This window comes from Nonomuraea rubra, assembly GCF_014207985.1.
GTDB classification, from domain to species: Bacteria; Actinomycetota; Actinomycetes; order Streptosporangiales; family Streptosporangiaceae; genus Nonomuraea; species Nonomuraea rubra.
The window spans coordinates 1,173,791-1,197,241 of sequence record NZ_JACHMI010000001.1; the positions used below are offsets into that span (position 1 = coordinate 1,173,791).

Sequence of the window (23,451 nt, forward strand, 5' to 3'; positions counted from 1 at the left end):
CCAGTAGCATGGTCGGTATGTCGGTAGATGTCGGTGGCCTCCTGCTGGATACAGTTCCGTTTGCCCGGACCTTGGGGATCGTCTTTGACGTGGTCGAGGACGGGCGGGCGGTGTGCCGCGTACCGGACCGTCCGGACCTGCGCAACCACGTGTCGGGGCCGCACGCCGGGGTGCTCTTCACGCTCGCGGAGTCCGCGTCGGGGGCCGCCGTGCTGTCGTCGCTGGGGGACCAGCTCAGCCGGGCGGTGCCGCTGCCCACCACCGCCACCATCGAGTACCGGAAGGTGGCGCTGGGGGAGGTGCGGGCCGAGGCCCGGTTGCTGGCCTCGCGGGAGGAGGTCGTGGCGAGGCTGGACGCGGGGGAGCGGCCGGTGTTCGACGTGGCGGTGGAGATCACCAACGCGGACGGCGTCGTGGTGTCGGCCCTGACCGTCACCTGGACCCTCCGCCCGAACCGCCCGCGCTGACCCGCCCCACGGACCCCGCCCCGCTGACCCGCCTCACGGACCCCGCCCCGGTGACCCGCGCCGCCCGCCTGACCCGGTGACCCGCGCCGCCGACCTGGCCCGCCGACCTGGCCCGCCGACCTGGCCCGCTGACCTGGCCCGCTGGTCGTCGCGCTCGCCGTCACCGCTCTGCTGGGGCGGCACCCGGTGAGGTGCCGGCGGGCACGCGGCAGCCGGCCGCGAGGGTGTGCCCGTCATCGGGCTCGGCGTTCCTGACCACCGCCTGCCACAGTGGAGCTGCGGGCCGCGTTCGCCACGTTGCGGGCCATTAGGGTGGCAGGAGCTGATTTGGTGGTGAACGGGGCTTAGTGGATGGTGGCGATCATGGTCGATGGTCGGGCATGAACGCCTTGATCCGGGCCGCCCTGGTGGGGGCGGTGATCGGGCTCGCGGAGCACGCTCTCGTCACTCCGGCGTTGGAGCATGGAGAACGGCTCGCGTTCCTGGCCCTGCTGGCCGGGCCCTTCCCCGCGGGCATGCTGCTGTCCTTCTGGGCGAAATTGCCCCGGTGGTGGCTGCTGTCCGTCATGGGGCCCATCGCGGTCGGCATGTGCATGGTGCTGATCTGGCTCTGGCCGGGTGTCACCACGAACCTGGGCGAGTGGGGCGGCCGTCTGGTGTTCATGGGCCTCGGCGCGTTCGGCTTCACGCTCGCCGCCGCCCTGGTGATGCCGATGCCCCGCGCGACGCGGCTGATCACCGTCGCGGTGCTGGCCGTCGGCGGGATCGCCGTCAGGCTGGGTACGGGGGCCGGCATCGTGCTGGTCAGCACCCAGGTGGCGGCTCACCAAGGAGTGCCCGTCGTCGCGCCGGAGCTGCCGGAGCACCGGCTCACCCACGTCCGCGCCACGGGGCAGGAGCTCGCCCTCACCTACGAGCGGGACGGTGCGACGATCGGCGTCGTCCTGCGGACCAGAGGTGAGCTGACTCCTCAGCGGGTGTGCCAGGAGGAGCATTCGGTGCGGGCCGAGTGCCAGGAGGTGACGCCGGGCGTGTGGACCAACGAGCGGAGTCTGGACATGGAGCTGTACTCCGTGCGTGGTGCTGCCCTGGTCGTGCTCAGGAGCAGCTCGGCGACCCGGGTGGAGCTGCTCGACGTGCTGGGCACTCTGCGGCCGGCCGGGTGGTGGGAGCTGGCCCGGCAGTGACCCCTCGCACGTTCGCGCAGGGCCGCCGCGTCGACCCTCGCGCGTTCGCGCCGGGCCGCCGCGTTTCAGCTCCCTCAAGTCCCGTGGGTCAGGAGGCGTCGTCCGGGACGGGCTCGCGGCGGGGGGCGGACGGGTCGTCTGGGGTGCCCTCGCGGCTGGACAGGAGGCGGCGGAGTGACTCCAGGCGGGCGGGGTCGGCGTTGCCGGCCGCGACCCAGGCGTCCAGCGCGCAGCTCTCGTCCAGGTGCGTGCAGCCCTTCGGGCAGGTGACCGTGCCCTCCACCAGGTCGGGGAAGGCCGCCAGCACCGTCTCCACCGACACGTGCGCCAGCCCGAAGCTGCGTACGCCCGGCGTGTCGATGATCCAGCCGCCCTCGGGCAGCTCCAGGGCCACCGCCGAGGTGGAGGTGTGGCGGCCGCGGCCGGTGACGGCGTTGACCTGGGAGACGGCCCGGTTGGCATCGGGCACCAGGACGTTGACCAGCGTCGACTTGCCGACGCCCGAATGGCCCACGAGGACGCTGACGCGGCCTGCCAGGTGATCGCGCAGCTCGTCCAGGGACCCGCCCTTGTGGACCACGACGTGCGACACGCCCAGCGGCTCGTACAGCGCCACCAGCTCGTCGGGTGGCGCGAGGTCGGACTTGGTGAGGCAGAGCAGGGTGTCGATCTCGGCGTCGAAGGCCGCCACGAGGATCCGGTCGATCATGCGGGGGCGCGGCGGCGGGTCGGCCAGGGCCGTCACGATGACGAGCTGGTCGGCGTTGGCCACGACCGGCCGCTCGATGCCGTCGGTGTCTTCCGTGTCGTCCGCCGAACGGCGCAGCATCGAGGTGCGCGGCTCCACGCGTACGACCCTGGCCAGCGTGTCCGGACGGCCGGAGACGTCTCCCACCAGGGCCACCCTGTCGCCCACGACGATGCCCTTGCGGCCCAGCTCCCGGGCCTTCATGGCGACCACGAGCCGGCGCTGCGGCGGCTTGCGCTTCTGGGCCGAGCCCTTCGGGCGCTCCGGCTCGACCAGCGTCGTGTAGCGGCCCCGGTCGACGGCCACCACGAACCCCTCGACGGCGTCCTCGTGCGCAGGACGGATCCGGGTCCTGGGGCGGGAACCCTTGCCCGGCCTGACCCGTACGTCGTCCTCGTCGTACTCCCGCTTACTCAGCGGTCCGCTCCCATGCGCTCGCTACCCCTCTGTCCTTGTGCTGTGTACGTGCGGTCGTGATGGCCAGGCTGCCTTCGTGCCGGCGTCCGCCACCGGCGGAGGCCCTGCCCGCGTCACCGATACCGGATGGGCGGTCATCGGCCGTGCCCTGGCGAGCGCCGGTGCGCGCGGTCGAGGCTCGTGAAGGGACGGCACGTGCGGGCGGTGCTGAACGGGTGCGGGCAGCGCGCGGTCACGTGCCGCCCTTTTCCGAAGTGCCCGGCGTGCCACGGGCGAAACCAGCCGCCAGGACAGGACGGTGCCGGCCGGGCCTGATCGCGGAGGTCATCGGGCTTCCAGCATCGCCGTCCACATCTGGACGAACTCCGGCAGGGTCTTGGCGGTCGTCGCGATGTTCTCCACCTCGACCTCCGGCACGGCCAGGCCGATCACGGCACCCGCGGTGGCCATGCGGTGGTCGTCGTAGCTGTGGAAGGTGCCGCCGTGCAGCGGGCGGGGGCGGATGATCAGGCCGTCCTCCGTCTCCTCGGCGTCGCCTCCGAGGCGGTTGATCTCGGTGGCGAGGGCGGCGAGGCGGTCGGTCTCGTGGCCGCGCAGGTGGGACACGCCCCGGATCCGGCTCGGGGTCGAGGCCAGAGCCGCCAGGGCGGCGATCGTCGGGGTCAGCTCGCCCACGTCGCGCAGGTCGGTGTCGAGGCCGGTGATCCGGCCGGTGCCCGTGACCACCAGGTCGGTGGTGCCTGGCCCCGTGGAGTCGCCGGAGCTCCCGGAAGCGCCAGGGGCTCCCGAGGCGGGGGCTGCAGGGGAGGAGGCTGCCGGGGCGCGGGTGACCGTGGCGCCCATGGCGGTGAGCAGGTCGCGGAGGGCGTCGCCTGCCTGGGTGGTGCGCAGCGGCCAGGCGGGGATCGTGACCGTGCCGCCCGTCACCAGGGCCGCCGCCAGGAACGGCGCCGCGTTCGACAGGTCGGGCTCCACCGTCATGTCCCTGGCCGCGATCGGGCCGGGCTCCACCCGCCAGACGTCGCGCTCGCCGGCGTCGACCCTGACGCCCACCGCCCTGAGCATCTCCACCGTCATCTCGATGTGCGGCAGCGAGGGGACCGGCGGGCCCACGTGGCGGATCGTGATGCCCTTCTCGAAGCGTGCCGCCGCCAGCAGCAGGCCCGAGACGAACTGCGACGAGCCCGACGCGTCGAGCGTGACCTCGCCGCCGGCCAGCGGCCCGCTGATCGTGAACGGCAGCGCGTCGTGGTCGATCCTGGCCCCGAGCGAGCGCAGGGCGTCGAGGATGGGGCCCATCGGGCGCTTGCGCGCGTGCGGGTCGCCGTCGAAGGAGACGGGGCCGTCGGCCAGGGCGGCCACCGGGGGCACGAACCGCATGACGGTGCCCGCCAGGCCGACGTCGATGTGGGCGCCGCCGCGGACCGGGCCGGGCGTCACCTGCCAGTCGACGCCCGCCGAGGTCTCCCGCACGGCCACCAGCGTGGTGCCCAGTGCCCGCAGTGCCGCCACCATCAGGTCGGCGTCGCGGCTGCGCAGCGCCTGGCGCACGACCCCCGGGCCGTCGGCGAGGGCGGCGAGGAGGAGCGCGCGGTTGGTCACCGACTTGGAGCCGGGCAGCGGGACGGTGGCGGTGATCGGGGTGGTCGCCGTCGGCGCGGGCCAGTGCGGAGCGGGCATGGTCAAAGAGTACTGGCCGTGGCGGGGCGGGGGTCACAGCCTGTGGATAACGACTGCCGCACTGTTGCGACCTGTGGATGGACACCGGATGAACAGCGTGACCTGGCGTGTCGGTGGCCGCCGGAACAGCCGCGAAAGGCCAGCGCCGCCGTTCCGGCGGCGGAAAGGCCAGCGCCGCCGGAACGGCGGCGGAAAGGCCGGGGCCGCCGGGTGGGATGAACCGCACGCGGCAGACATGCGGGCGGAAGCCGGACGTGGCAGTGTGGGGTCATGTGCGGTAGATACGCCTCGGCGCGCAAGAAGCACGAGCTGCTCGAGGAGTTCCAGGTCGAGCAGGACGCGGAGCCCGACAAGGAGCTCAACGCCGACTACAACGTCGCGCCCACCAAGAACGTCTACGCCGTGCTGAGCCGCGTGCCCAAGGAGGCCGAGCGGGCGGTCCGGCAGCTCAGGGTCGTGAAGTGGGGCCTGGTGCCGCCGTGGGCCAAGGACCCGTCGATCGGGTCGCGGCTGATCAACGCCAGGGCCGAGACGCTGGCCGAGAAGCCGTCGTTCCGCCAGGCGTTCGCCAAGCGCAGGTGCCTGCTGCCGGCCGACGGTTACTTCGAGTGGATGCCCGTGGAGGGCGAAAAGAAGAAGAAGCAGCCGTACTTCATCCATCCCGCGGACGGCGGGGTGCTGGCCATGGCGGGCCTGTACGAGTTCTGGAAGGACCCGTCGCGTGACGACGACGACCCGCTCAAGTGGCTGGTGACCTGCACCGTCATCACCACGAACGCCGAGGACAAGCTCGGCCGCATCCACGACAGGATGCCCATGATGATCGAGCGGGAGCGCTGGGCGGAGTGGCTCGACCCCAAGCTCACCGACACCGAGCAGGCGGGGCGGCTGCTGGTGCCGGCCGAGCCTGGGCGCCTGACCGCGTACGCGGTGGCGACGGACGTGAACAACGTACGGAACAATGGCCCGGACCTCATCAAACCTCTCCCCGAGGAGGAGGAAACCGCGCTTTTCTAAAGGTGTAAGAAGCGCGGTAAGTGGGCATCCGGTGAGGAAAGCGATGCATCCGTTTACTCGGTGTCACCGCCAGAAAATGCCCCCTAATTGCACCGGGCGGGACATCCGGGGAAGTCCTCGCCGCGGGTTGCCCTCATTCACCCGGAGGTGCGGATTCGTGGACGTCACGACCGCTCGTGAGCGGCTGGAAGAAATGCTCGCGGAACTGGATCGTTCGATCGGGGTCCTCCAGGGGGATCCCGTCGCCGTACGTGAGCACTCCGCGGCGGACGCAGGCTCCGACCTGACCGACGCCGACCGCGCCCAGGCCATGATGACCGTGGCCACGGCACAACGCCAGGCGATCATGGAGGCGCTCAAGCGCATCGACGAAGGCGTGTACGGGAGGTGCGTCGACTGCGGCAGCTCCGTTCCGGAGGGCCGGTTGGAGGCCCGCCCGGAGGCCGCGCGCTGCGTGCAGTGCCAGGGCAAGCGCGAACGCCGCCGCTGAGGACGTACGCTCGCCGCCGGACACGAAGAACGGCGGCACGGCAACTCCGGCGGGTCACCCCGACCAGGGGCGCCCATCAAGAAGGACGGCGGGCGCTGGCCACCAGGTGGATGCCCACCGTGTCGTCGTCGTTGGGCTGGGCTTCGAGCTCGGTGCGCACCAGGTAGTTGAGCGCCCGCGCGTCGGAGCTCAGCACATGATCGACCGTGGACGGCGACAGCACGGTACGCGGGCGCATCCACTCCACCTCCAGCCCGGCCCCGATCAGCAGCTCGCGCAGCTGCCCGCTGCTGAAGCAGCGCGTGATGCTGCCGTCGGGCCAGGGCACGAGCATGACCTCGCCGGTCTGCCGCAGGTGCTGCCACTGCTCCTGCTCGGCCAGGATCGCCATGCCCAGCACCAGCGAGTCGACGCACACCAGCGCCCGGCCGCCGGGCCGCAGCACCCTGGCCACGTCGTTCATCGCCGACTCGGCCATCAGCTCGATCGACATCACCCGCTCCTCCGCGAGCACCGCGTCGACGCTCGCGTCGGGCAGGAAGGCCAGGTCGTCGGCGCGTACGTGGCGGACGCGGTCGGCGTCGCGGAGCCGGGACAGCCCGTCGGGGGTCCGGCGGAAGTCGAGCACCTCGATCACCCGGTGCCCCAGCCTGGCGGCCTGGCCGGACCACTTGCCGCGGCCGCCGGAGAGATCGAGGATCACCGAGGGTTCGCCGGGGAGCCATCGGTTGAGTTGTTCGGCGGCGACGGCGCGGTAGAAGGTCCAGTACGGCCCGAGCGTCCCTGAGCCGTTCAGTTCCTCGGCCGGAATGGGCAGCACACGCGACTCCTGGGTTCCGGAAAAAGGGCTACCAGCCGGTACGTATGACGTTCCCCGCACCGGGTCCTTCGTACCTTCTATCTTGCGGGAACAGACAAGGGCGCGGGCGTGTTGCGACGAGCATGCTCACATTGGTAGAACCCCAGCCCGCTGACCGACTGGTCACGGGCCAGCGGGTATCCTCCCCTGAGTACGGTGTTCCGCCACAGCCGGCCACCGGTGATCTTAGGGGGGTGGGTCCGGTGCCCGCGACAGGCGCGGAGACGCTGGAGCAGCGAAGCGAGCGATTCGAGCGCGACGTCATGCCGTATCTCGAGCAGCTCTACTCCGCCGCGCTCCGGATGACCCGAAATCCCGCGGACGCGGAGGACCTGCTGCAGGAGACCTTCGCCAAGGCGTTCGCGTCGTTCCACCAGTTCCAGCAGGGCACGAATCTCAAGGCGTGGCTCTACCGGATCCTCACCAACACCTTCATCAACAGCTATCGCAAGAAGCAGCGGGAGCCGAAGCAGTCGGGCACGGAGGAGATCGAGGACTGGCAGCTCGCGCGCGCCGAGTCCCACACCTCCAGCGGGCTGAAGTCGGCCGAGGTGGAGGCGCTGGAGCACCTGCCCGACGGTGACATCAAGCAGGCGCTCGCCGCACTCCCCGAGGAGTTCAGGATCGCCGTCTACCTGGCCGACGTGGAAGGCTTCCCCTATAAGGAGATCGCCGACATCATGGGCACTCCGATCGGCACCGTGATGTCGAGGCTGCACAGAGGACGCAGGCAGCTCCGGGGCCTCCTTGAGGACTATGCTCGCGAGCGTGGCCTGGTCCCGGCGGAGGGATCGAAATGAGCTGTGGAAACCCGCATGACACCGACTGTCGCGAGGTCCTCGACAAGGTGTACTCCTACCTCGACGGTGAGCTGACCGAGGGGGACGTCGCGGAGATCCGCGTGCACCTCGACGAGTGCAGCCCGTGCCTGAAGGAGTACGACCTCGACAAGGCCATCAAGGCCCTCGTGCACAAGCACTGCGGTTGCGACCCGGTCCCGGCGGACCTGCGCTCGAAGGTGCTGGCCCGCATCGACCAGGTGAGATCCGAATTGGCCGACTAGAGGGGCTGGCCGACCGGAAGGGCGGGCCGACTAGGATCGGCTGCATGCGTGTTCTGGTCACCGGGGGTGCCGGCTTCATCGGTTCGAATCTCGTCGATCGCCTCCTGGCCGACGGGCACGAGGTGCACGTCGTGGACGACCTGTCCTCCGGCACCCGCGACAACCTGGCCGACGCCGCGCGCAGCGACCGGTTCCGGCTGCACGAGATGGACATCAGGGACCCGGCGCTGATCGGGCTGATGGCCGAGCTGCAGCCGGAGGTCGTCTGCCACCTGGCCGCGCAGATCAGCGTGCGCAAGAGCGTGACCGACCCGGCGCACGACGCCAGGCTGAACGTCGAGGGCACGGCCGCCGTGCTGAACGCCGCCCACGAGGGGCGAACGCGCAAGGTGGTGTTCGCCTCGTCGGTGGCCGTCTACGGCCGTCCCGCCTCGATCCCCGTGCCCGGTGACGCGGCGCCTGACCCGCGCTCGCCGTACGCCGCCTCCAAGCTCAGCGGCGAGATCTACCTCGCCACGTTCCGCGCGCTGTACGGCATCGAGTACACGACGCTGGTGCTCTCCAACGTCTACGGCCCGCGCCAATCGCCCGACGGCGAGGCCGGCGTGGTGGCCATCTTCACCGACGCCCTGCTCAACGGCACACCCACGGTCCTGTACGGCGACGGCACCCAGACCCGCGACTACGTCTTCGTCGGCGACGTGGTCGACGGCTTCGTCAGGGCGTGCGGCGCCGACGGCAACGGCCGCCGCTTCAACCTCGGCACCGGCATCCAGACCACCGACCGGCGGCTGCACTCGCTGATCGCCGACGCCGCGGGCGCCCAGGACAAGCCCGGCTTCGCGCCGCCGCGCGTGGGCGACCTGCCGGCGATGGCGGTCGATCCGGTGCCCGCCCACGAGGGGCTCGGCTGGCAGCCGCGTACGGACCTGTCGACCGGCGTGAAGAAGACCGTCGAGTGGGCCGCGGGCCGTCGCGCGAAGTAGTGGCTTGATTACGCTTTGCTTGCGATTTCCGACTCCGCCCATGTGGCCACGCCCGGTTCTGTAGCGTGAACCCCACAAGTCGACGTGGAGGCATGTGGATGTTCAAGGCTACGGTCACCCGGTTGCTCACGGCCATCCTTCTGGTCACTCCGGTGATCATGCTGATCGGCGGAGCGTTTCCTCCTGGGGTGTCCTGGACCTGATCGCCGTGGGGGGCCGCAATGCGTGATCTGCCGTGGCCCGCAAGGGTCTATCTGGTCGCCGTGATCGGTGCGGCGGCCGCACTCGTCGTACGCGGCGTGGTCGTCTCGGGCGCGCCCGTGGCCACGGAGGACCTGGACATCCTCCTGGTGCTCGCCCTGCTGTTCCTGGTGTGCGAGTCGATGCCGACGCTGCTCAACGTGGAGCAGTTCGCCGTGTCGGTGAGCTTCTCCGCCTCGCTCGCCGCCGTGGTGCTGCTCGGCCCCGAGGGCGCGGCCCTTGTGGGGCTGACCGCCGTGCTCAGCGTGCGGCCGGGGCTGCCGCTGATCAAACGGCTGTTCAACGGCGCGCAGTTCGCCATCTGCGGCTACGTCGCGGGGCGCGTCTACGAGGCGCTGGACGGCAGCGTGGGCGTGCCCGAGGTCAACGCCTTCGACGACCTCATCGGCCCGTACGCCGCCGCCACGGCCGTCTTCGTGCCGCTCAACATCGCGCTCACGCTCACCATCATCGGGCTGGCCACCCAGGTGCGGGCCACCGAGGTGCCGATGCGCGGCATGGCCCAGTTCCTGCTGTCCTACCTGGGCTACGGGACGTTCGGGCTGCTGGTGGCCGGCCTGTGGGCCACGGTGGCGTCGATCTCGGCGGTGCTGGTGCTGCTGCCGCTGTTCGTGGCGCGCTGGGCGTTCGGCCAGTACCACGCGCAGCAGCGCTCGTACGACGCCACGATCGCCGCGCTCTGCCAGGCCGTGGAGACGAAGGACTACTACACCAGGGGCCACTGCACGCGCGTCTCCCACGCCTCCTCGATGATCGCCCAGGAGATCGGCATGGGGCTGGAGCGCGTGCGTGCCATCCGCTACGCCGGCATGCTGCACGACGTGGGCAAGCTCGGCGTGCCCACGAAGGTGCTGCAGAAGGACGGGCCGCTGACCGAGGAGGAGTTCGCCGCGATCCAGTTGCACCCGATGCGCGGGCTGGAGATCGTCAGGGGCATCGGCTTCCTCGACGAGGCGTACGCCGGGATCATGCACCACCACGAGAAGCACGACGGCACCGGCTATCCGATGGGGCTGGCCGGTGACGAGATCCCCGAGTTCGCCAAGGTGATCGCGGTGGCCGACGCGTTCGACTCGATGACCTCCGACCGCTCCTACCGCGGCGCCAGGCCCGTCCCCGAGGCCGTCGAGGAGCTGCGCAAGAGCGCGGGCACGCACTTCGACCCGGTGATGGTGGCGGCCTTCATCCGCGCGCTGGAGCACGAGCCGTGGCAGCCGCCGCGCCGGGTGGACGAGCCGCCGCCCGACGACGCGGAAGCGACGATCAAGGACCACGACGACCCGACCATGCCCATCCAGGTCGTGACCGGCTCATGATCACCACTGAGCGCGTCAGGCGCACCTCCGGGCGGTCGCTGAACACGGTCCTGCGCCGCCTCGACTCCGGCCAGCTCCTGCTCATCTGCGCGGCCGGGCTGGTCGCGCTGGCGGGCGTGGCGCACACGGCGGCGGTCGGGCTGGAGCGGCCGGAGATCGCGGTCGGGTTCGGCGCGCTGATCGCGGTCGGCGAGCTGGCCAGGCTCACCATGCCGGGCAACAGGGAGGTCGCGCCGATCGGCGCCGCCGCCGCGCTGGGCTACACGCTGCTGCTCGACCTCAGCCAGGTCCCGCTGGAGCACTCGGCGCTGCAGGTCGTGGCCGTGATCGCCGTGGGCATGACGGCGGGGGCGCTCCCGCACCTGGCCGTGGGCCGCCCGCCGCGGCTCGACGCGATGGCCAGACGGCTGCTCACCGGCGCGCTGCTGGCCTTCGCGTTCCGGCCGCTGGCGGAGCCGCTCTACCTGATGACCAAGCCGCCGACCCAGACGTGGTGGCCGGCGCTCATGGTCATGGTCGCGCTCATCGCGATCACCCTGCTCATCGACGTGCTGATCGCCGCGCTGCTGCGGGCCGAGCAGGTGCGCACGGCGTTCAGGGTGGCGGTGCGCGACGAGATCAACATGGCCTTCCCGCTGGGCGCCGCGGTGGCCTCGTCGGGCGTGCTGCTCGCCCTGGCCACGCACAGCATGGACCTGGTGGCGCTGCTGGTGTTCGCGGCGCCGCTGCTGGTCACGCAGGTCGCCTTCCGCAAGTACGCCGGGATCAGGGCGACCTACCTGCAGACCGTACGCGCGCTGTCGCGGGTCACCGAGGTGGGCGGTTACGTCGAGCCGGGGCACTCGCGCCGGGTGAGCCGCCTGGCCGTGGCCATCGGCAGGGAGCTCGGCATGGCCGAGCCCGAGCTGCTGGAGCTGGAGTACGCCGCGCTGATGCACGACATCGGCCAGCTCTCGCTGCGCGACCCGATCCCCGGCGGCGCGACCGTGCTGACCGAGCCCGAGCAGGCCCGCCGCATCGCCGAGCTGGGCGCCGAGGTGATCAGGCAGACGGGCGTGCTCGACCGGGTGGCCGAGGTGGTCAGCAGGCAGTGCGACCCGATCACCGATGACCCGCCGCTGTCGAGCCGCATCATCAAGGTCGCCAACGCCTACGACGACCTGGTCGGGCCCTCCACCGACCGTGACCGCGGCGGGGCGGCGCTGGAGCGGATCCGGCTGTCGTCGGGCAGCGCGTACGATCCTCACGCGGTCGAGGCGCTCGCCCGGGTGATCGACCGCGGGCGCGTGTGAGATCAGCGGAGTGATCCGGAGAAGGCGATCCGATCGCCCTCAGCGAGTGGCGCGGGCGAGGAACCTGGCACGGTCGACCACGATCCGCTCGATCGTGCCCTTGCCGACCACGGTGTGCTTGTCGTGCGCCTCGAACGCGAAGACCAGCCGCCGGCCGTCCACCTCGGTCAGCTCCACGCCGACCTGCACGTGCGTGCCGAGCGGGCTGGCGGCCAGGTGCTCCAGCTCGACCCGGGTGCCGACGGACGTCTCGCCGGGCGCGAGGTGCCGCTCGACGGCGCGTACGGTCGCCGCCTCGGCCAGGGCGAGCAACCGGGGCGTGGCCAGCACGGGAACGTCTCCGCTGCCGATCCGCTTCGCGGTGTCCTCCATCTCGACCACGATGAGCAGTTGGGCACGGAGACCTGGCGTGAGCGTCATGGGACGAGCCTCTCATGAGGCCGCCGACTTCCCGGAAACGCGGACAAGTGCGGCTGGAAGGCCCCAGGATAGGCTTTGTACGGCTTGAGGCATTTGAGTGGCATGTGGGTCAGGTGAGTCGTACACTCTCTGAGTTCCGTGACCACTGTGTTACCTCACCGCGACAAAACTTCGCTTTGTTGGAGATCCGCGGGGTGGGCGAGGTAATTGGGTTCCGGGATGTAGGGGGGTAGCGGGGGAATCATGGTGGCCCAAGGGACGACGCTGGCTGGGCGGTATCGGCTGGATACCCGCATCGGCGCCGGTGGCATGGGCGAGGTGTGGCGAGGCGAGGACGTCGTGCTCGCACGCACCGTCGCCGTCAAAGTGCTGCTCCCCGGCCGCATGGAGGACCCCGGGTTCGTCGCTCGCTTCCAGGGGGAGGCGCGGGCGATGGCCACGATCAACCACTCCGGCGTGGTCGACGTCTACGACTACGGCGTCAGCGGCGACACCGTCTACCTGGTGATGAAGTTCGTCGACGGCGAGCCGCTCGACCGGCTGCTCGGCAGGCTGGGGCGCATCCCGCCGCAGGCGGCCATGGAGCTCATCGCGCAGGCCGCGTCGGCGCTGCAGGCCGTACACGACCAGGGGATCGTCCACCGCGACGTCAAGCCCGGCAACCTGCTCGTGCAGCGCGACGGCACGCTCGTCCTGACCGACTTCGGCATCGCCCGCTCCGACATCGCCAGCCGGCTCACCGACGCCGGCATGGTGCTCGGCACCGCCGCCTACTGCGCCCCCGAGCAGGCCGAAGGCGCCCCCGTGACGCCCGCCGTGGACATCTACGCGCTCGGCGTGGTCGCGTACGAGTGCCTGGTGGGCCAGCGGCCGTTCGACGGCGACAGCGCGGTCACGATCGCGCTCAAGCACATCCGCGAGGCCCCGCCCCCGCTGCCCCAGGACATCCCCCAGTCGGTGCGCACGCTGGTGGAGATCGCCCTGTCCAAGGACCCGGCCAGGCGCTACCCGAGCGCCCGCGCGATGAGCGAGGCCGCCAGGGCGATCGCCAGCGGCCAGGCGCCCGCCGTGCCCGAGCTGGCCACCGGCTCCACCATGGCCCAGCCCCCGCAGCAGCAGCCGGTCCAGCAGCACCAGCAGCCCCCCGGACAGCAGCAGTACCCGCAGACGGGCCAGCAGTACGCCCAGACCGGCCAGCAGTACCAGCAGACCGGCCAGTTCCAGCAGCCCGGGCAGCAGGACGCCGGCCCGTACCAGACGGGCGCCAGGACGGCGCACGAGGACACGGCGATCAGCGACCGGCGCGGGAGCCGCCGCGCGGCCAAGGCGCCGCGCAGGACGGGCCTGATCGCGGGCATCGCCGCCGCGGTCGTGCTCGGCGTGGGCGCCACCGCGGTCGCGCTGACGGGCATGCCCATCGGCGGCCCGGAGCAGACGGTGAGCGAAACCCCCGTCGGCAACGCCACGAAGACCACCAAGCCGCCGTCCAAGGCCCCGTCCAAGACCTCTGAGCCCGAGCCCGAACCCGAGCCGACGAGGCAGTCCAGGCCCCCCACCCGGGACCCGCAGCCCACGCAGACCCCGGACGAGACCGAGGAGCCGACGAAGACGCCGTCCAGCACGCCCTCGTCCACCCCGTCGACGTCGAAGACGCCCACCCCGACCACGTCCGCCAACAAGGTGCTGATGCCGAACGTGATCGGCAAGCGCTACCTCGAAGCGGTGGACATGGTCGAGGCGGCCGGCCTGCTGTCCACCCTGGACGACCAGACGACCACGACCGACGGCATGCGCTGCGGCAGGGTCAAGGCGTCCACGCCGGGCGCGGGCAAGTCGGTGACCAAGGGCACCACGGTCACCCTGGTCGTCGTCGACAGTGTCTGCCCCGAGGACGCCTCGCCCACGCCCACCCCGACGACCCCCACCCCCACGGTGAAGAAGTCGTAGTCACACCCCCGTCGTGTTGCGGGGGTAGGCGATCTGCGGGTCGGTGGCGATGTTGACCAGGTACGGCACGCCGGAGTCGAACGCCCTGCGCAGCGCGGGCCCGATCTCCGACGGCTTCGTCACCAGCTCGCCGCCCCCGCCGAGCGCGGTGACGACCTGGTCGTAGCGGCACTGCGGCTGCAGCTCGGCGGCCACGTCGTAGCCGTACAACATCTGCATGGGGTGCTTCTCCAGGCCCCACATGCCGTTGTTGCCGCAGATCATCACGACCGGCAGGTTGTGGCGGACGAGGGTGTCGACGTCCATCAGCGAGAACCCGGCGGCGCCGTCGCCGAGCAGCAGCACCACCTGCGAGGACGGCCTGGCCAGGCGGGCGGCGATGGAGTAGCCCAGGCCGGTGCCCAGGCAGCCGTACGGGCCGGGGTCGAGCCAGTTGCCCGGCTGCTTCGGCTCGACGTACTTGCCGGCGTAGGAGACGAAGTCGCCGCCGTCGCCGATGACCACGGCGTCGTCGTCGAGCACCCGGTTCAGCTCGCCGTAGATGCGCATCGGGTGGATCGGGTCGGAGCCGGAGGCCAGCAGCTCAGCGTCGCCGGCGATGGCCGCGGCGGCCGCCTCGGACAGCTTCGTCACCCACGTGGCGTACGAGTCGGGCTTGACCCCCGCCTCGCCGCAGGCCGTGCCGAGGCTCCAGAACACCACCGACAGGTCGCCGGCGGCGGACGCGGCCGGTTGCATGTGCGTGGCGAGCTGCGAGGGCGCGTCGGCGATGTGCACGACCCTGGCCAGCGGCGCGCCGTCCTTGCCGCCGAACCAGCCGTAGCCGAGGCGGAAGTCGAGCGGCGTGCCGACCACGATCACCAGGTCGGCCTGGGCGAAGGCGAGGCCGCGGGCCCGGGTGACGAGCAGCTCGTGGCCGGACGGCAGGATGCCGCGCCCCTGGCCGTTGGGGATGACCGGCAGCCGCCACGTCTCGGCGAAGTCGCGGGCGGCCTCCTCGGCGCGGTCCATCCACACGTCGGAGCCGTACACCAGCACGGGGCGCTCGGCCTCGGCCAGCAGCCGCGCGATGCCCGCCAGGTCGTCGGGGTCGGGCTCCAGCGGCGACGGCGACTGGGTGCGCACCTCGTGGACCGGCGAGGGGGAGAACAGGTGGTCCATGTAGAAGTCGAGGAAGACCGGGCCGCGGTGCGGCGCGACCGCCGTGCGGAAGGCGACCTCGACGTCCTGGCCGACCGACTCGGCGCCCGCGGCGGTGAACGACAGCTTGGTGATCGGGTCGAGCAGCGGCGGGTGGTCCATCTCCTGCAGGGCACCGCTGCCCCAGCGGGACTGCGGCGCCCTGCCGCCCAGGACGACCACGGGGGAGCCGTTGAAGTGGGCGGTCGCGACGCCGCTGACGCCGTTGGTGATGCCGGGGCCCGCGGTCAGCACGGCCAGGCCGGGGTTCCTGGTCAGCCTGGCGGTCGCCTCGGCGGCGAAGACCGCGCTCTGCTCGTGGCGTACGTCGAGGATGCGCATGCCCTCGTGCACGGCGCCGTCGTAGATCGGGAAGACGTGCCCTCCCGACAGGGTGAACATGGTCTCGACACCGTAGGCCTTGGACACGGCGACGGCGGCGTCACCGGCGTGCTTCGCAGACTCCATGCCGGGAACTTACCAACCAGTCACACACGTAAACAGACTTTCACCGGCAGCACACGCTCACGAATCCCTCGGTGGCCCGCATGGTGATCTTCCTTGACGCGCCGGAGGAGCGCTTGACGTCGAGCGTGGTGTTGGCGCCCTCGGCCGTCACGTCGTACAGGCTCGGCGGCACGTACATGGTGACGTCGCCCGCTGTCCGCACGACCGCCTTGACCTCGGAGGGAGCGCTGCGGAACGTCAGCTTGACGTCCCCCGAGCCGACCTCCACGTCGGCCCGCGAGCTGCGCAGGCCGTCTCCGTCCACGTTGCCCGTGCCGGTCCGCACCCAGAGGTCGCCTGCCAGGGCGTTGGCGCGGACGTTGCCGGAGACGGTGGTCAGGCGCAGGTCGCCGAACAGCTCGCCCACCGAGAGGTCGCCCCCGGAGGTGCGGGCCTCGAGGGTGGTCTCGGGCGGCACCTGCACCACGTAGTCGGCCCGGCAGACCGGCCCCGTCGGCTGGTCGTGGCCTGGGCACACCGCGTCGACCCGCAACGTGCCCGAGCGGGCGTCCCAGTCCTCGGTGACCGTGGGCCTGTCGCGCGTCCAGCGCAGCGCCCGCTGGATGAGCACCTCGCCCGCCTGCCCCGACATGATCACCAGGTCCACCTGGCCCTTGCCGGCCAGGATCCGCAGCTTCTCGCCGTCGAACGGGATGGACCGGACGGTGACGTCCGTCGGTGTCCTGGCCCTGGAGAACCCGTGCCAGAGCCCCACCGTGGACAGCGTCAGCGCGACCACGGTGGCCACGGCGCCCGCCGCCAGCCACATGGCTCTCACGGCAGGCTCCGGATCTTGAGGAACTGCAGCACGGCGAGCACCCGCCGGTGGTCGCCCTCGGCGGGCGGCAGGTCGAGCTTGGTGAAGATGTTGCCGATGTGCTTGCCCACGGCCCCCTCGCTGAGCACCAGGGCCTGCCCGATGCCGGCGTTGGAGCGGCCCTCGGCCATCAGCCTGAGCACCTCGTGCTCGCGCGGCGTGAGCCGCTCCAGCGGGTCGCTGTTGCCGCGCAGCAGGAGCTGGGCCACGACCTCCGGGTCGAGCGCGGTGCCGCCGGAGGCCACCCTGCGCAGCGCGTCGATGAACTCCGCCACGTCCGCAACGCGGTCCTTGAGCAGGTAGCCGACGCCGCCTGCCGAGGCGGAGGCGAGGAGCTGGGCGGCGTAGCGCTCCTCGACGTACTGGGACAGCACCAGCACGGCCAGGCCCGGCTGCTGGCGGCGCAGCACGAGCGCGGCCCGCAGCCCCTCGTCGGTGTGCGTGGGCGGCATCCTGACGTCGGTGACGACCAGCTCGGGCCTGTGCTCCTCGGCGGCTCGCAGCAGGCCCTCGGCCTCGTCCACGGCCGCCACCACCTCCATGCCCGCGGCGGCCAGGAGCCGGATCAGGCCCTCCCTCAGCAGCACGGAATCCTCTGCGAGCACTACTCGCACGGCAGCTCCACCTCGATCGTCGTCGGTCCGCCCAGCGGGCTGGACAGCCGTAGCGTCCCGTCCACGGAGTCGATCCGCTGGGCCAGGCCGCGCAGCCCGGTTCCGCCGTCCATCCTGGCACCGCCGCACCCGTCGTCGTAGACGAGCACGTGCAGGCGGTCGCGCTCGCGCCGCACGCTCACCTCGGCCCTGGTGGCCGCCGCGTGCTTGGCGATGTTGGTCAGTGCCTCGGACACGATGAAGAACGCCACCGCCTCGATGGTCGGAGTGGTACGCCGCTCGATGTCGACGCGCAGCTTCACGGGAATGGGCGTACGGGCCGCCACGCCCGACAGTGCCGCGTCCAGCCCCTGGTCGTTGAGCACGGCGGGGTGCAGGCCGCGGACGAAGTCGCGCAGCTCCTTGAGCGCCTGCTTGGCCTCCTCGTGCGCCTGCTCGATGGCCTCGCGGGCCGGCTCGGGCAGGTCGGTCAGGGTGGCCCTGGCCAGGCCCAGGTTCATGGCCAGGGAGACGAGCCGCTGCTGGGCGCCGTCGTGCAGGTCGCGCTCGATCCTGCGGCGCTCGGCGTCGGCCGCGTCGATCACACCGGCCCGGCTCTCGGTCAGCGTCTCGATGCGCTGCCCCAGCTCCGTACGGCTGGGCCCGAGCAGCGTGCGGGCCACCGACAGGTCCAGCGCGGCCATGCCACGGGCCAGGAGCGGCGCGAGCACCAGCAACGCCAGCCCCACCAGCATGTACGTCCCCATCACCCGGTTGTCCCTGAGATCGATCATGAACTCCAGCGGCGGCTTCTGCAGCTTCGGCGGCAGGAACGCCAGCAGCCCCACCACCGCCCCGCCCCACGCGAACGCCACCAGGGCCGCACCGGCCACCCCCACCACCGGCGACAGCAGGTGGTAGCCGATCTGCCGCCACGTCAGCGGGTCGCGCCAGCTCGCCGGGGCGGGCACGGGCGGGATGAGCACGCCCTGGAAGGCGCGCAACCGCGAGCGCTGGACCCTGGTGAACCACGGCAGGGCGCGCTTCAGCAGCGGCGGCGCCACGGCCGTCAGCAGCGTGAGCCCGCCGAGCAGCACGGCGACCGGGAAACCGATCATCACATGGGCCGTGTCCAGCCAGGCCCGCGCCGACCAGGGACGGGGGACTCTCATGTCTTCAACGGTATTGACCTGGAGCGAGGACGCGAAATGGGTCTGGTGTGCCGGTGCATGGTGGGGCTAGCCCCACCCTCAGGACCCGCGGGTCAGAGGCTGTGGCGCTGCCTGAAGGCCAGCGGGTCGAAGGTGCCGCCCAGCGTGGCGCCCAGCCCCTCGCGGGCCGCCTCGGCGAACTCGTGGCGCCCGCGCAGGCCGCCCAGCCCGTCGGGCAGCACGCCGGCCAGCGGCCTGGCCGCCAGCATCTCCAGGTCCGTCACGCTGCCGCACGCGGTGGGGCCCGGCGTGGCCGGCCACCGTCCGATGACGATCCCGGCCAGGTCGAGGCCGTGGTGGGCGAGCGACTCCAGGGTGAGCGCGGTGTGGTTGACGGTGTCGCGGCAGGGCCGTACGACGACGAGGACCTGCGCGCGCAGGGCGCGGGCCAGGTCGGCGAGGGTGGCGCCCTCCTCGTCGTAGCGGTCGAGCAGCCCGCCGGCGCCGTCCACGACGACCAGGCGGTTGCTCTCGGCCAGCTCCCGCACCAGCCCGGCGGCCGCGGACAGCGACACGGGCGGCTCTCCGGCGGCCCTGGCGGCCGCTGCGGGCGGCAGCGGGGCGGGGAAGCGGCCGAGCTCGAACGTGGTGGTGACGCCGGACAGCCGGATGACCTCGTCCACGTCGCCTGGCTCGCCGGCCGCCAGCCCGGTCTGGGCGGGCTTGACCACCGCCGCGGCGGACCCGCGGGCCAGCGCCAGCGCGCTCAGCGCCGCCGTCACGACCGTCTTGCCGACGCCGGTGCCGGTGCCCGTGACGACGAGGACGCTCATGGCCGGCGCAGGCGGGTGACGAACTTGTACCGGTCGCCGCGGTAGAGCGACTGCGCCCACTCGACGGGGTTGCCGTCGGCGTCGAAGGCGTGCCGGGTGAGCAGGAGCATCGGCAGGCCGACGTCCACGCCGAGCGCCTTGGCGTCGTAGGGGGTGGCCAGGACGGTCTCGATGATCTCCTCGGCGTCGGTCAGCCGTACGTTGTAGGCGTTGTGCAGCGTCTCGTACAGGGAGGCGTGCACCTCCAGCTCGCGCCGCAGGCGGGGGAAGCGGCGCGCGGACAGGTGGGTGGTGTCGATCGAGACCGGCTCGCCGTTGGCCAGCCTGAGCCGGTGGATGCGCAGCACGCGGCCGCCCGGGTTGATGGCCAGGCGCCGCGCGAGCGCCTCGTCGGCGGTGATGTAGCCGATCTCCAGGATCTTGGTGTCCGGCTCCAGCCCGGCCGTGCGCAGATCCCCGATGTACGAGGTCAGCTGCAGCACCTGGGCCACCTTGGGCTGCGCCACGAACGTGCCCTTGCCCTGGATGCGCAGCAGCCGCCCCTCGACGACCAGCTCGGTCAGCGCCTGCCTGACGGTGGTGCGCGAGGTCTCGAACCGTACGGCCAGCGTGCGCTCGGGCGGCAGGGCCGTGCCGGGGGGCAGGGTCTTGGTGAGCTCGAGCAGGGCCCGTTTCACGTCGTAGTACTTGGGAACGCGGGGGCTGTCGTCTGTCACGCTCTCACCTTCACTTCTGCCACGGCGGTGAGGGCGTGTCTGATCACCGCGAGATCATCGGAACTCACTTTGGCCCGGGCGGTCAACCGCGGGCTGGAGCCGCCCGCAGGCTCCGGGCGCGTACGGGTGTGAGCACACGCGGATCCGGGCAGCTCAGGTTGATTGTGAAGGATATCCACAGCAGCGCGCGCGATCACAACCGAGGCCGGTCCGCGCGCCGTGTCGCGGTAGAACCACCTGCCCGTGTGGATCACCTCCGGCTCGCCGCGCACCGTCCCGTCCTGGGATCCGGCGACTTCGACCCTGTGATGGTTCTCACAATATGAGATTGAACCCCCCGTCATATGGTGCTATGCCGCCGCTGGCGTGAACACTGCCTGCTCGTCCCTTACCGGCCCGAGCCCGGCCCGTCTCACCGGGAGTCGGTTTGGTTGTTGCGGGGGAAAGCACGCATGATGCACTCGTGCCGACTCTCAGCGACCTCGTAGCCCGCCACACAGCGCTCGACGAGGCGGATCTCGACTGGCTGCACTCGCTGGTCTCCGACTGGCAGCTGCTGGCCGACCTGTCCTTCGCCGACCTCATCCTGTGGGCCCCGCTGCTGGGGGAGAGCGGCTGGATCGCGATCGCGCAGATGCGCCCGACGACCGGCCCGACCGTCTACCACGACGACATCGTCGGCACCGTGGCCGCCAAGGGCGAGCGCAACCTCATCGACACGGCCTGGAACGAGCGCCGCATCTGCCGCGAGGGCGACCCCGACTGGTCCACCGGCGTGCCCGTCCGGGAGGAGACCATCCCCGTGCGCCGGGCGGTCGAGGGCGGCGAGGGCCGCTTCCTGGCGGTCATCCAGCGCTCCACGAACCTCTCCTCGGCCCGCACGCCGTCCCGCCTGGAGCTGACCTACCTGCAGAGCGCCTCCGACCTGGCGCAGATGGTGGCCGAGGGGCGCTTCCCGTTCTCCGGCGAGGAGCCGATCCTGGTGCGCTCGCCGCGCGTCGGCGACGGCCTGCTCAGGCTCGACCGGGCCGGGCGCGTCACGTACGCGTCGCCGAACGCGCTGTCCGCCTACCGCCGGCTCGGCCTGCACGCCGACCTGGTCGGCGCCGAGCTGGGCCGGGTCACCGCCACGCTGTGCTACTCGGACGAGCCGATCAACGAGGACCTCATGATCGTGGCCAGCGGGCGCGCGGCCAAGGAGACCGAGGTCGAGTCGGGCGGCACGATCGTGCAGCTGCGGGCCATCCCGCTGATCGTCGGCGGCGGCCGCATCGGCGCGCTGGTGCTCATCAGGGACGTGACCGAGCTGCGGCGGCGCGAGCGCGAGCTGATGACCAAGGACGCCACCATCCGCGAGATCCACCACCGGGTCAAGAACAACCTGCAGACCGTGGCCGCGCTGCTCAGGCTCCAGGCGAGGCGGCTCCAGGTGCCAGAGGGGCGGGAGGCGCTGGAGGAGGCGGTGCGCCGGGTCGGGTCGATCGCGATCGTGCACGAGACGCTGTCGCACGCGCCCGAGGAGTTCGTGGACTTCGACGAGATCGCCGACCGGGTGATCGCGATGGCGGGAGAGGTGTCCTCGCCCGAGGTGGGCGTAACGCCGCGCAGGGTGGGGGAGTTCGGGGTGCTGCCCTCGCTCATCGCCACACCGCTGGCCATGGCGCTGACCGAGCTGCTGCAGAACGCGCTGCAGCACGGCCGGCCCAAGCGGCTGGAGGTGGTGGTCGAGCCCGCGCACGAGCGGCTGAACGTGACCGTCTGGGACGACGGCCGCGGCCTGCCCGGCGGCTTCGACCTCGACAGCTCCACCAGTCTGGGGCTGCAGATCGTGCGTACGCTGGTCGAGGGGGAGCTGTCCGGGCGGCTCACCATTGAGCCGCGCCTGGAAGGCGGCACGGAGGTCGTCCTGTCGATCCCGCTCCCGCTCCAGCCGAACTGAACGACGGGGGCCGCTGCTGCGCGCGGACCGGCGTCGCGTATGTTCTTGGGTGTGACAGGGTCAGGCGGTGGCGCGGGCGCGAGCCCGGGCGGAGCGGCGCTTGAGCGCGCGGCGCTCGTCCTCGCTCAGGCCGCCCCAGACGCCGGCGTCCTGGCCGGACTCCAGGGCCCACTTCAGGCAGGCCTCGACGGCCGAGCAGGAACGGCAGACCTGCTTGGCCTCCTCGATCTGCATGAGTGCCGGGCCGGTGTTGCCGATCGGGAAGAACAGCTCGGGGTCCACGTCACGGCAGGCAGCTCGGTGGCGCCAGTCCATGCGTCCACTCCTTAGTAGATGGAGCCTCTGGTCGGCTCCGTGCGGCTACTACTTTGTGAAGAGTTTCACTAACTCGCGCGAACAATTACCCGCATCCTGTGAGGACCGGGGTTGCCCGCTGACCTTCGGAGGACCCTGGGGTGTTTAAAGGTCCTACGTTCCGACGTCATGAACGAGCCTGTCAGCCACGGAGAGTGCACGCAAGGGGGTTGGCGGGAAGTTTTGGCGGTTATGGATGTCGGATGCGTCACACAATGACCGAATGTAACCGACTAGACCAGAACTTGTAACGCGTTCGGTGTAGACCGGAATGTTACGGTTTCGCGTTCTCCCAGGTAGTCGCCGTCCAGCTGAAAGGCCACGGGACGGTCCGCGGTGAGCGTGATCTCCGCCTCGTCGTGCATCTGGACGAGGTGCCGGCCGGACGGAAGGATGTCACTCTCCGTGAGGATGTGCCGGATCACCTTCGCCAGCGTCATCGGTCCCATGCGCCGCATGCCGAGGAGGTCGAGCCCCGTCTCGAAGCTCGCCCACGGGGTGGGCCGGACCGGCCTGCTGCCCACGTACGTCCATGGCGAGGTGTTGGAGACGATCGCCATGAACACCCCCTCGGCGGGAGGGATGCCCGGGCCGGTCACGGTCATCGCGGGATGCCGCTTGTCCGTGGCCAGATAGTGCCTCAGAGCCGTGTTCACATACCGTGCAGGGGTAGCCTTACGCCCCGTGCCCCTGAGGCCCTCCACGGCCCGTACAACCTCCGCGTCGTACCCCATGCCCGAGCAGAAGGTGAAGTAGCGGCTCTGCCCCTCCCAGAGGGCTTGGCCCAAACCCACGGTCCTGCGCCGGTTCTCCCTGAGCGCCTCCAGCACCTGGCCGGTCGATTCCACCGGGTCGTTCGGCAGGCCCAGCGCGCGGGCGAAGACGTTCGCGCTGCCGCCGGGGATGACGATCAGGCCGGGGCGGCCGGTGCTGGGGTCGGCCCTCGGCGGGTCGTCGTCGCCGTTCACCGGGTTCAGCAGGCCGTTGACGGTCTCGTTGATCGTTCCGTCGCCACCCAGCACGGCGACCACGTCGTACCCCTTGGCCCGCGCGGTGGCCGCCAGCGACGCGGCGTGCCCCCGGTACCGGGTCTCCTCGACGGTGAGGTCGACCGCCGCGCCGAGAGCGCGGATCAGCACGTTCCGCGTACGGGCGTTCGTGGTCGTGGCCTTGGGGTTGACCAGCAGCATTGCGCGCATATCGCCAGCGTAG

23 protein-coding genes are annotated in these 23,451 nt (G+C 71.5%); 11 read left to right on the forward strand and 12 right to left on the reverse strand.

Annotated features, from left to right (window positions below):
* Positions 1-8: 8 nt before the first annotated feature.
* A complete protein-coding gene (locus HD593_RS05430; protein ID WP_185101004.1) occupies positions 9-467 on the forward strand; it encodes a DUF4442 domain-containing protein in 459 nt (152 codons plus the stop codon).
* Between the two features lie 380 nt (positions 468-847).
* A complete protein-coding gene (locus HD593_RS05435; protein ID WP_185101005.1) occupies positions 848-1,654 on the forward strand; it encodes a hypothetical protein in 807 nt (268 codons plus the stop codon).
* 88 nt (positions 1,655-1,742) lie between these two features.
* Here the strand turns inward: HD593_RS05435 and rsgA are convergent, their stop codons facing one another.
* A complete protein-coding gene (gene rsgA, locus HD593_RS05440) occupies positions 1,743-2,819 on the reverse strand; it encodes a ribosome small subunit-dependent GTPase A (protein WP_185111682.1) in 1,077 nt (358 codons plus the stop codon).
* 324 nt (positions 2,820-3,143) lie between these two features.
* On the reverse strand, positions 3,144-4,499 hold the full coding sequence (aroA, locus tag HD593_RS05445; RefSeq protein WP_185101006.1) for a 3-phosphoshikimate 1-carboxyvinyltransferase: 1,356 nt from the start codon (positions 4,497-4,499) through the stop codon (positions 3,144-3,146).
* 270 nt (positions 4,500-4,769) lie between these two features.
* On the opposite strand from aroA, the gene HD593_RS05450 reads away from it, so the two are divergent.
* Together HD593_RS05450 and HD593_RS05455 are read left to right on the forward strand one after the other, a co-directional pair.
* The gene (locus HD593_RS05450) at positions 4,770-5,516 is read left to right on the forward strand and encodes an SOS response-associated peptidase (RefSeq protein WP_185101007.1); all 747 of its coding nucleotides are present in this window, start codon (positions 4,770-4,772) and stop codon (positions 5,514-5,516) included.
* 157 nt (positions 5,517-5,673) lie between these two features.
* A complete protein-coding gene (locus HD593_RS05455; RefSeq protein ID WP_185101008.1) occupies positions 5,674-6,006 on the forward strand; it encodes a TraR/DksA family transcriptional regulator in 333 nt (110 codons plus the stop codon).
* A 76-nt stretch (positions 6,007-6,082) separates the two neighbouring features.
* On the opposite strand, the gene HD593_RS05460 is transcribed toward HD593_RS05455, so the two are convergent.
* Positions 6,083-6,826: a methyltransferase domain-containing protein gene (locus HD593_RS05460; protein ID WP_185101009.1), complete on the reverse strand. Its 744-nt coding sequence runs from the start codon at positions 6,824-6,826 to the stop codon at positions 6,083-6,085.
* Between the two features lie 233 nt (positions 6,827-7,059).
* On the opposite strand from HD593_RS05460, the gene HD593_RS05465 reads away from it, so the two are divergent.
* From HD593_RS05465 to HD593_RS05485, 5 genes are all read left to right on the forward strand, one after another.
* Positions 7,060-7,665, forward strand: coding sequence for a sigma-70 family RNA polymerase sigma factor (locus HD593_RS05465; protein WP_043624264.1), 606 nt, complete (start codon positions 7,060-7,062; stop codon positions 7,663-7,665).
* Positions 7,662-7,928, forward strand: a complete 267-nt coding sequence (gene rsrA / locus HD593_RS05470; protein ID WP_185101010.1) for a mycothiol system anti-sigma-R factor — start codon at positions 7,662-7,664, stop codon at positions 7,926-7,928. Before HD593_RS05465 ends, rsrA begins: the two co-directional genes overlap by 4 nt.
* Before the next feature lie 44 nt (positions 7,929-7,972).
* Entirely contained in the window at positions 7,973-8,914 is a 942-nt protein-coding gene (locus HD593_RS05475) for an NAD-dependent epimerase/dehydratase family protein (RefSeq protein WP_185101011.1), read from the forward strand.
* 221 nt (positions 8,915-9,135) lie between these two features.
* Entirely contained in the window at positions 9,136-10,491 is a 1,356-nt protein-coding gene (locus HD593_RS05480) for an HD-GYP domain-containing protein (protein ID WP_185101012.1), read from the forward strand.
* Positions 10,488-11,783: an HD-GYP domain-containing protein gene (locus HD593_RS05485; protein ID WP_185101013.1), complete on the forward strand. Its 1,296-nt coding sequence runs from the start codon at positions 10,488-10,490 to the stop codon at positions 11,781-11,783. Before HD593_RS05480 ends, HD593_RS05485 begins: the two co-directional genes overlap by 4 nt.
* Positions 11,784-11,822: 39 nt before the next feature.
* Here the strand turns inward: HD593_RS05485 and HD593_RS05490 are convergent, their stop codons facing one another.
* Entirely contained in the window at positions 11,823-12,203 is a 381-nt protein-coding gene (locus HD593_RS05490; protein WP_185101014.1) for a thioesterase family protein, read from the reverse strand.
* Positions 12,204-12,446: 243 nt separating this feature from the next.
* On the opposite strand from HD593_RS05490, the gene HD593_RS05495 reads away from it, so the two are divergent.
* Positions 12,447-14,150 (forward strand): serine/threonine-protein kinase, encoded by a 1,704-nt coding sequence (locus HD593_RS05495; protein ID WP_185101015.1) that lies wholly within the window; start codon positions 12,447-12,449, stop codon positions 14,148-14,150.
* Here HD593_RS05495 and HD593_RS05500 read toward each other — a convergent pair whose 3' ends face one another.
* From HD593_RS05500 to HD593_RS05525, 6 genes are all read right to left on the reverse strand, one after another.
* Positions 14,151-15,797, reverse strand: a complete 1,647-nt coding sequence (locus tag HD593_RS05500) for an acetolactate synthase (protein WP_185101016.1) — start codon at positions 15,795-15,797, stop codon at positions 14,151-14,153. It abuts the gene before it with no gap.
* A gap of 40 nt (positions 15,798-15,837) precedes the next feature.
* Positions 15,838-16,605: a DUF4097 family beta strand repeat-containing protein gene (locus HD593_RS05505; RefSeq protein WP_341850710.1), complete on the reverse strand. Its 768-nt coding sequence runs from the start codon at positions 16,603-16,605 to the stop codon at positions 15,838-15,840.
* A 5-nt stretch (positions 16,606-16,610) separates the two neighbouring features.
* Positions 16,611-17,267 (reverse strand): response regulator transcription factor, encoded by a 657-nt coding sequence (locus HD593_RS05510; RefSeq protein WP_185101018.1) that lies wholly within the window; start codon positions 17,265-17,267, stop codon positions 16,611-16,613.
* Positions 17,258-18,418, reverse strand: coding sequence for a sensor histidine kinase (locus tag HD593_RS05515; RefSeq protein WP_185101019.1), 1,161 nt, complete (start codon positions 18,416-18,418; stop codon positions 17,258-17,260). The genes HD593_RS05510 and HD593_RS05515 overlap by 10 nt, the downstream gene beginning before the upstream one ends.
* 92 nt (positions 18,419-18,510) lie before the next feature.
* Positions 18,511-19,230, reverse strand: a complete 720-nt coding sequence (gene bioD, locus HD593_RS05520; protein ID WP_185101020.1) for a dethiobiotin synthase — start codon at positions 19,228-19,230, stop codon at positions 18,511-18,513.
* Positions 19,227-19,946: a GntR family transcriptional regulator gene (locus HD593_RS05525; protein WP_148442136.1), complete on the reverse strand. Its 720-nt coding sequence runs from the start codon at positions 19,944-19,946 to the stop codon at positions 19,227-19,229. Before HD593_RS05525 ends, bioD begins: the two co-directional genes overlap by 4 nt.
* Positions 19,947-20,409: 463 nt before the next feature.
* Here HD593_RS05525 and HD593_RS05530 point away from each other — a divergent pair, with 463 nt between their 5' ends.
* Positions 20,410-21,885 (forward strand): PAS domain-containing sensor histidine kinase, encoded by a 1,476-nt coding sequence (locus HD593_RS05530; RefSeq protein ID WP_185101022.1) that lies wholly within the window; start codon positions 20,410-20,412, stop codon positions 21,883-21,885.
* A 60-nt stretch (positions 21,886-21,945) separates the two neighbouring features.
* Here the strand turns inward: HD593_RS05530 and HD593_RS05535 are convergent, their stop codons facing one another.
* Together HD593_RS05535 and HD593_RS05540 are read right to left on the reverse strand one after the other, a co-directional pair.
* Positions 21,946-22,200, reverse strand: a complete 255-nt coding sequence (locus HD593_RS05535) for a WhiB family transcriptional regulator (RefSeq protein WP_148442134.1) — start codon at positions 22,198-22,200, stop codon at positions 21,946-21,948.
* A 272-nt stretch (positions 22,201-22,472) separates the two neighbouring features.
* On the reverse strand, positions 22,473-23,438 hold the full coding sequence (locus HD593_RS05540) for a diacylglycerol/lipid kinase family protein (protein ID WP_185101023.1): 966 nt from the start codon (positions 23,436-23,438) through the stop codon (positions 22,473-22,475).
* Between the last annotated feature and the right edge of the window lie 13 nt (positions 23,439-23,451).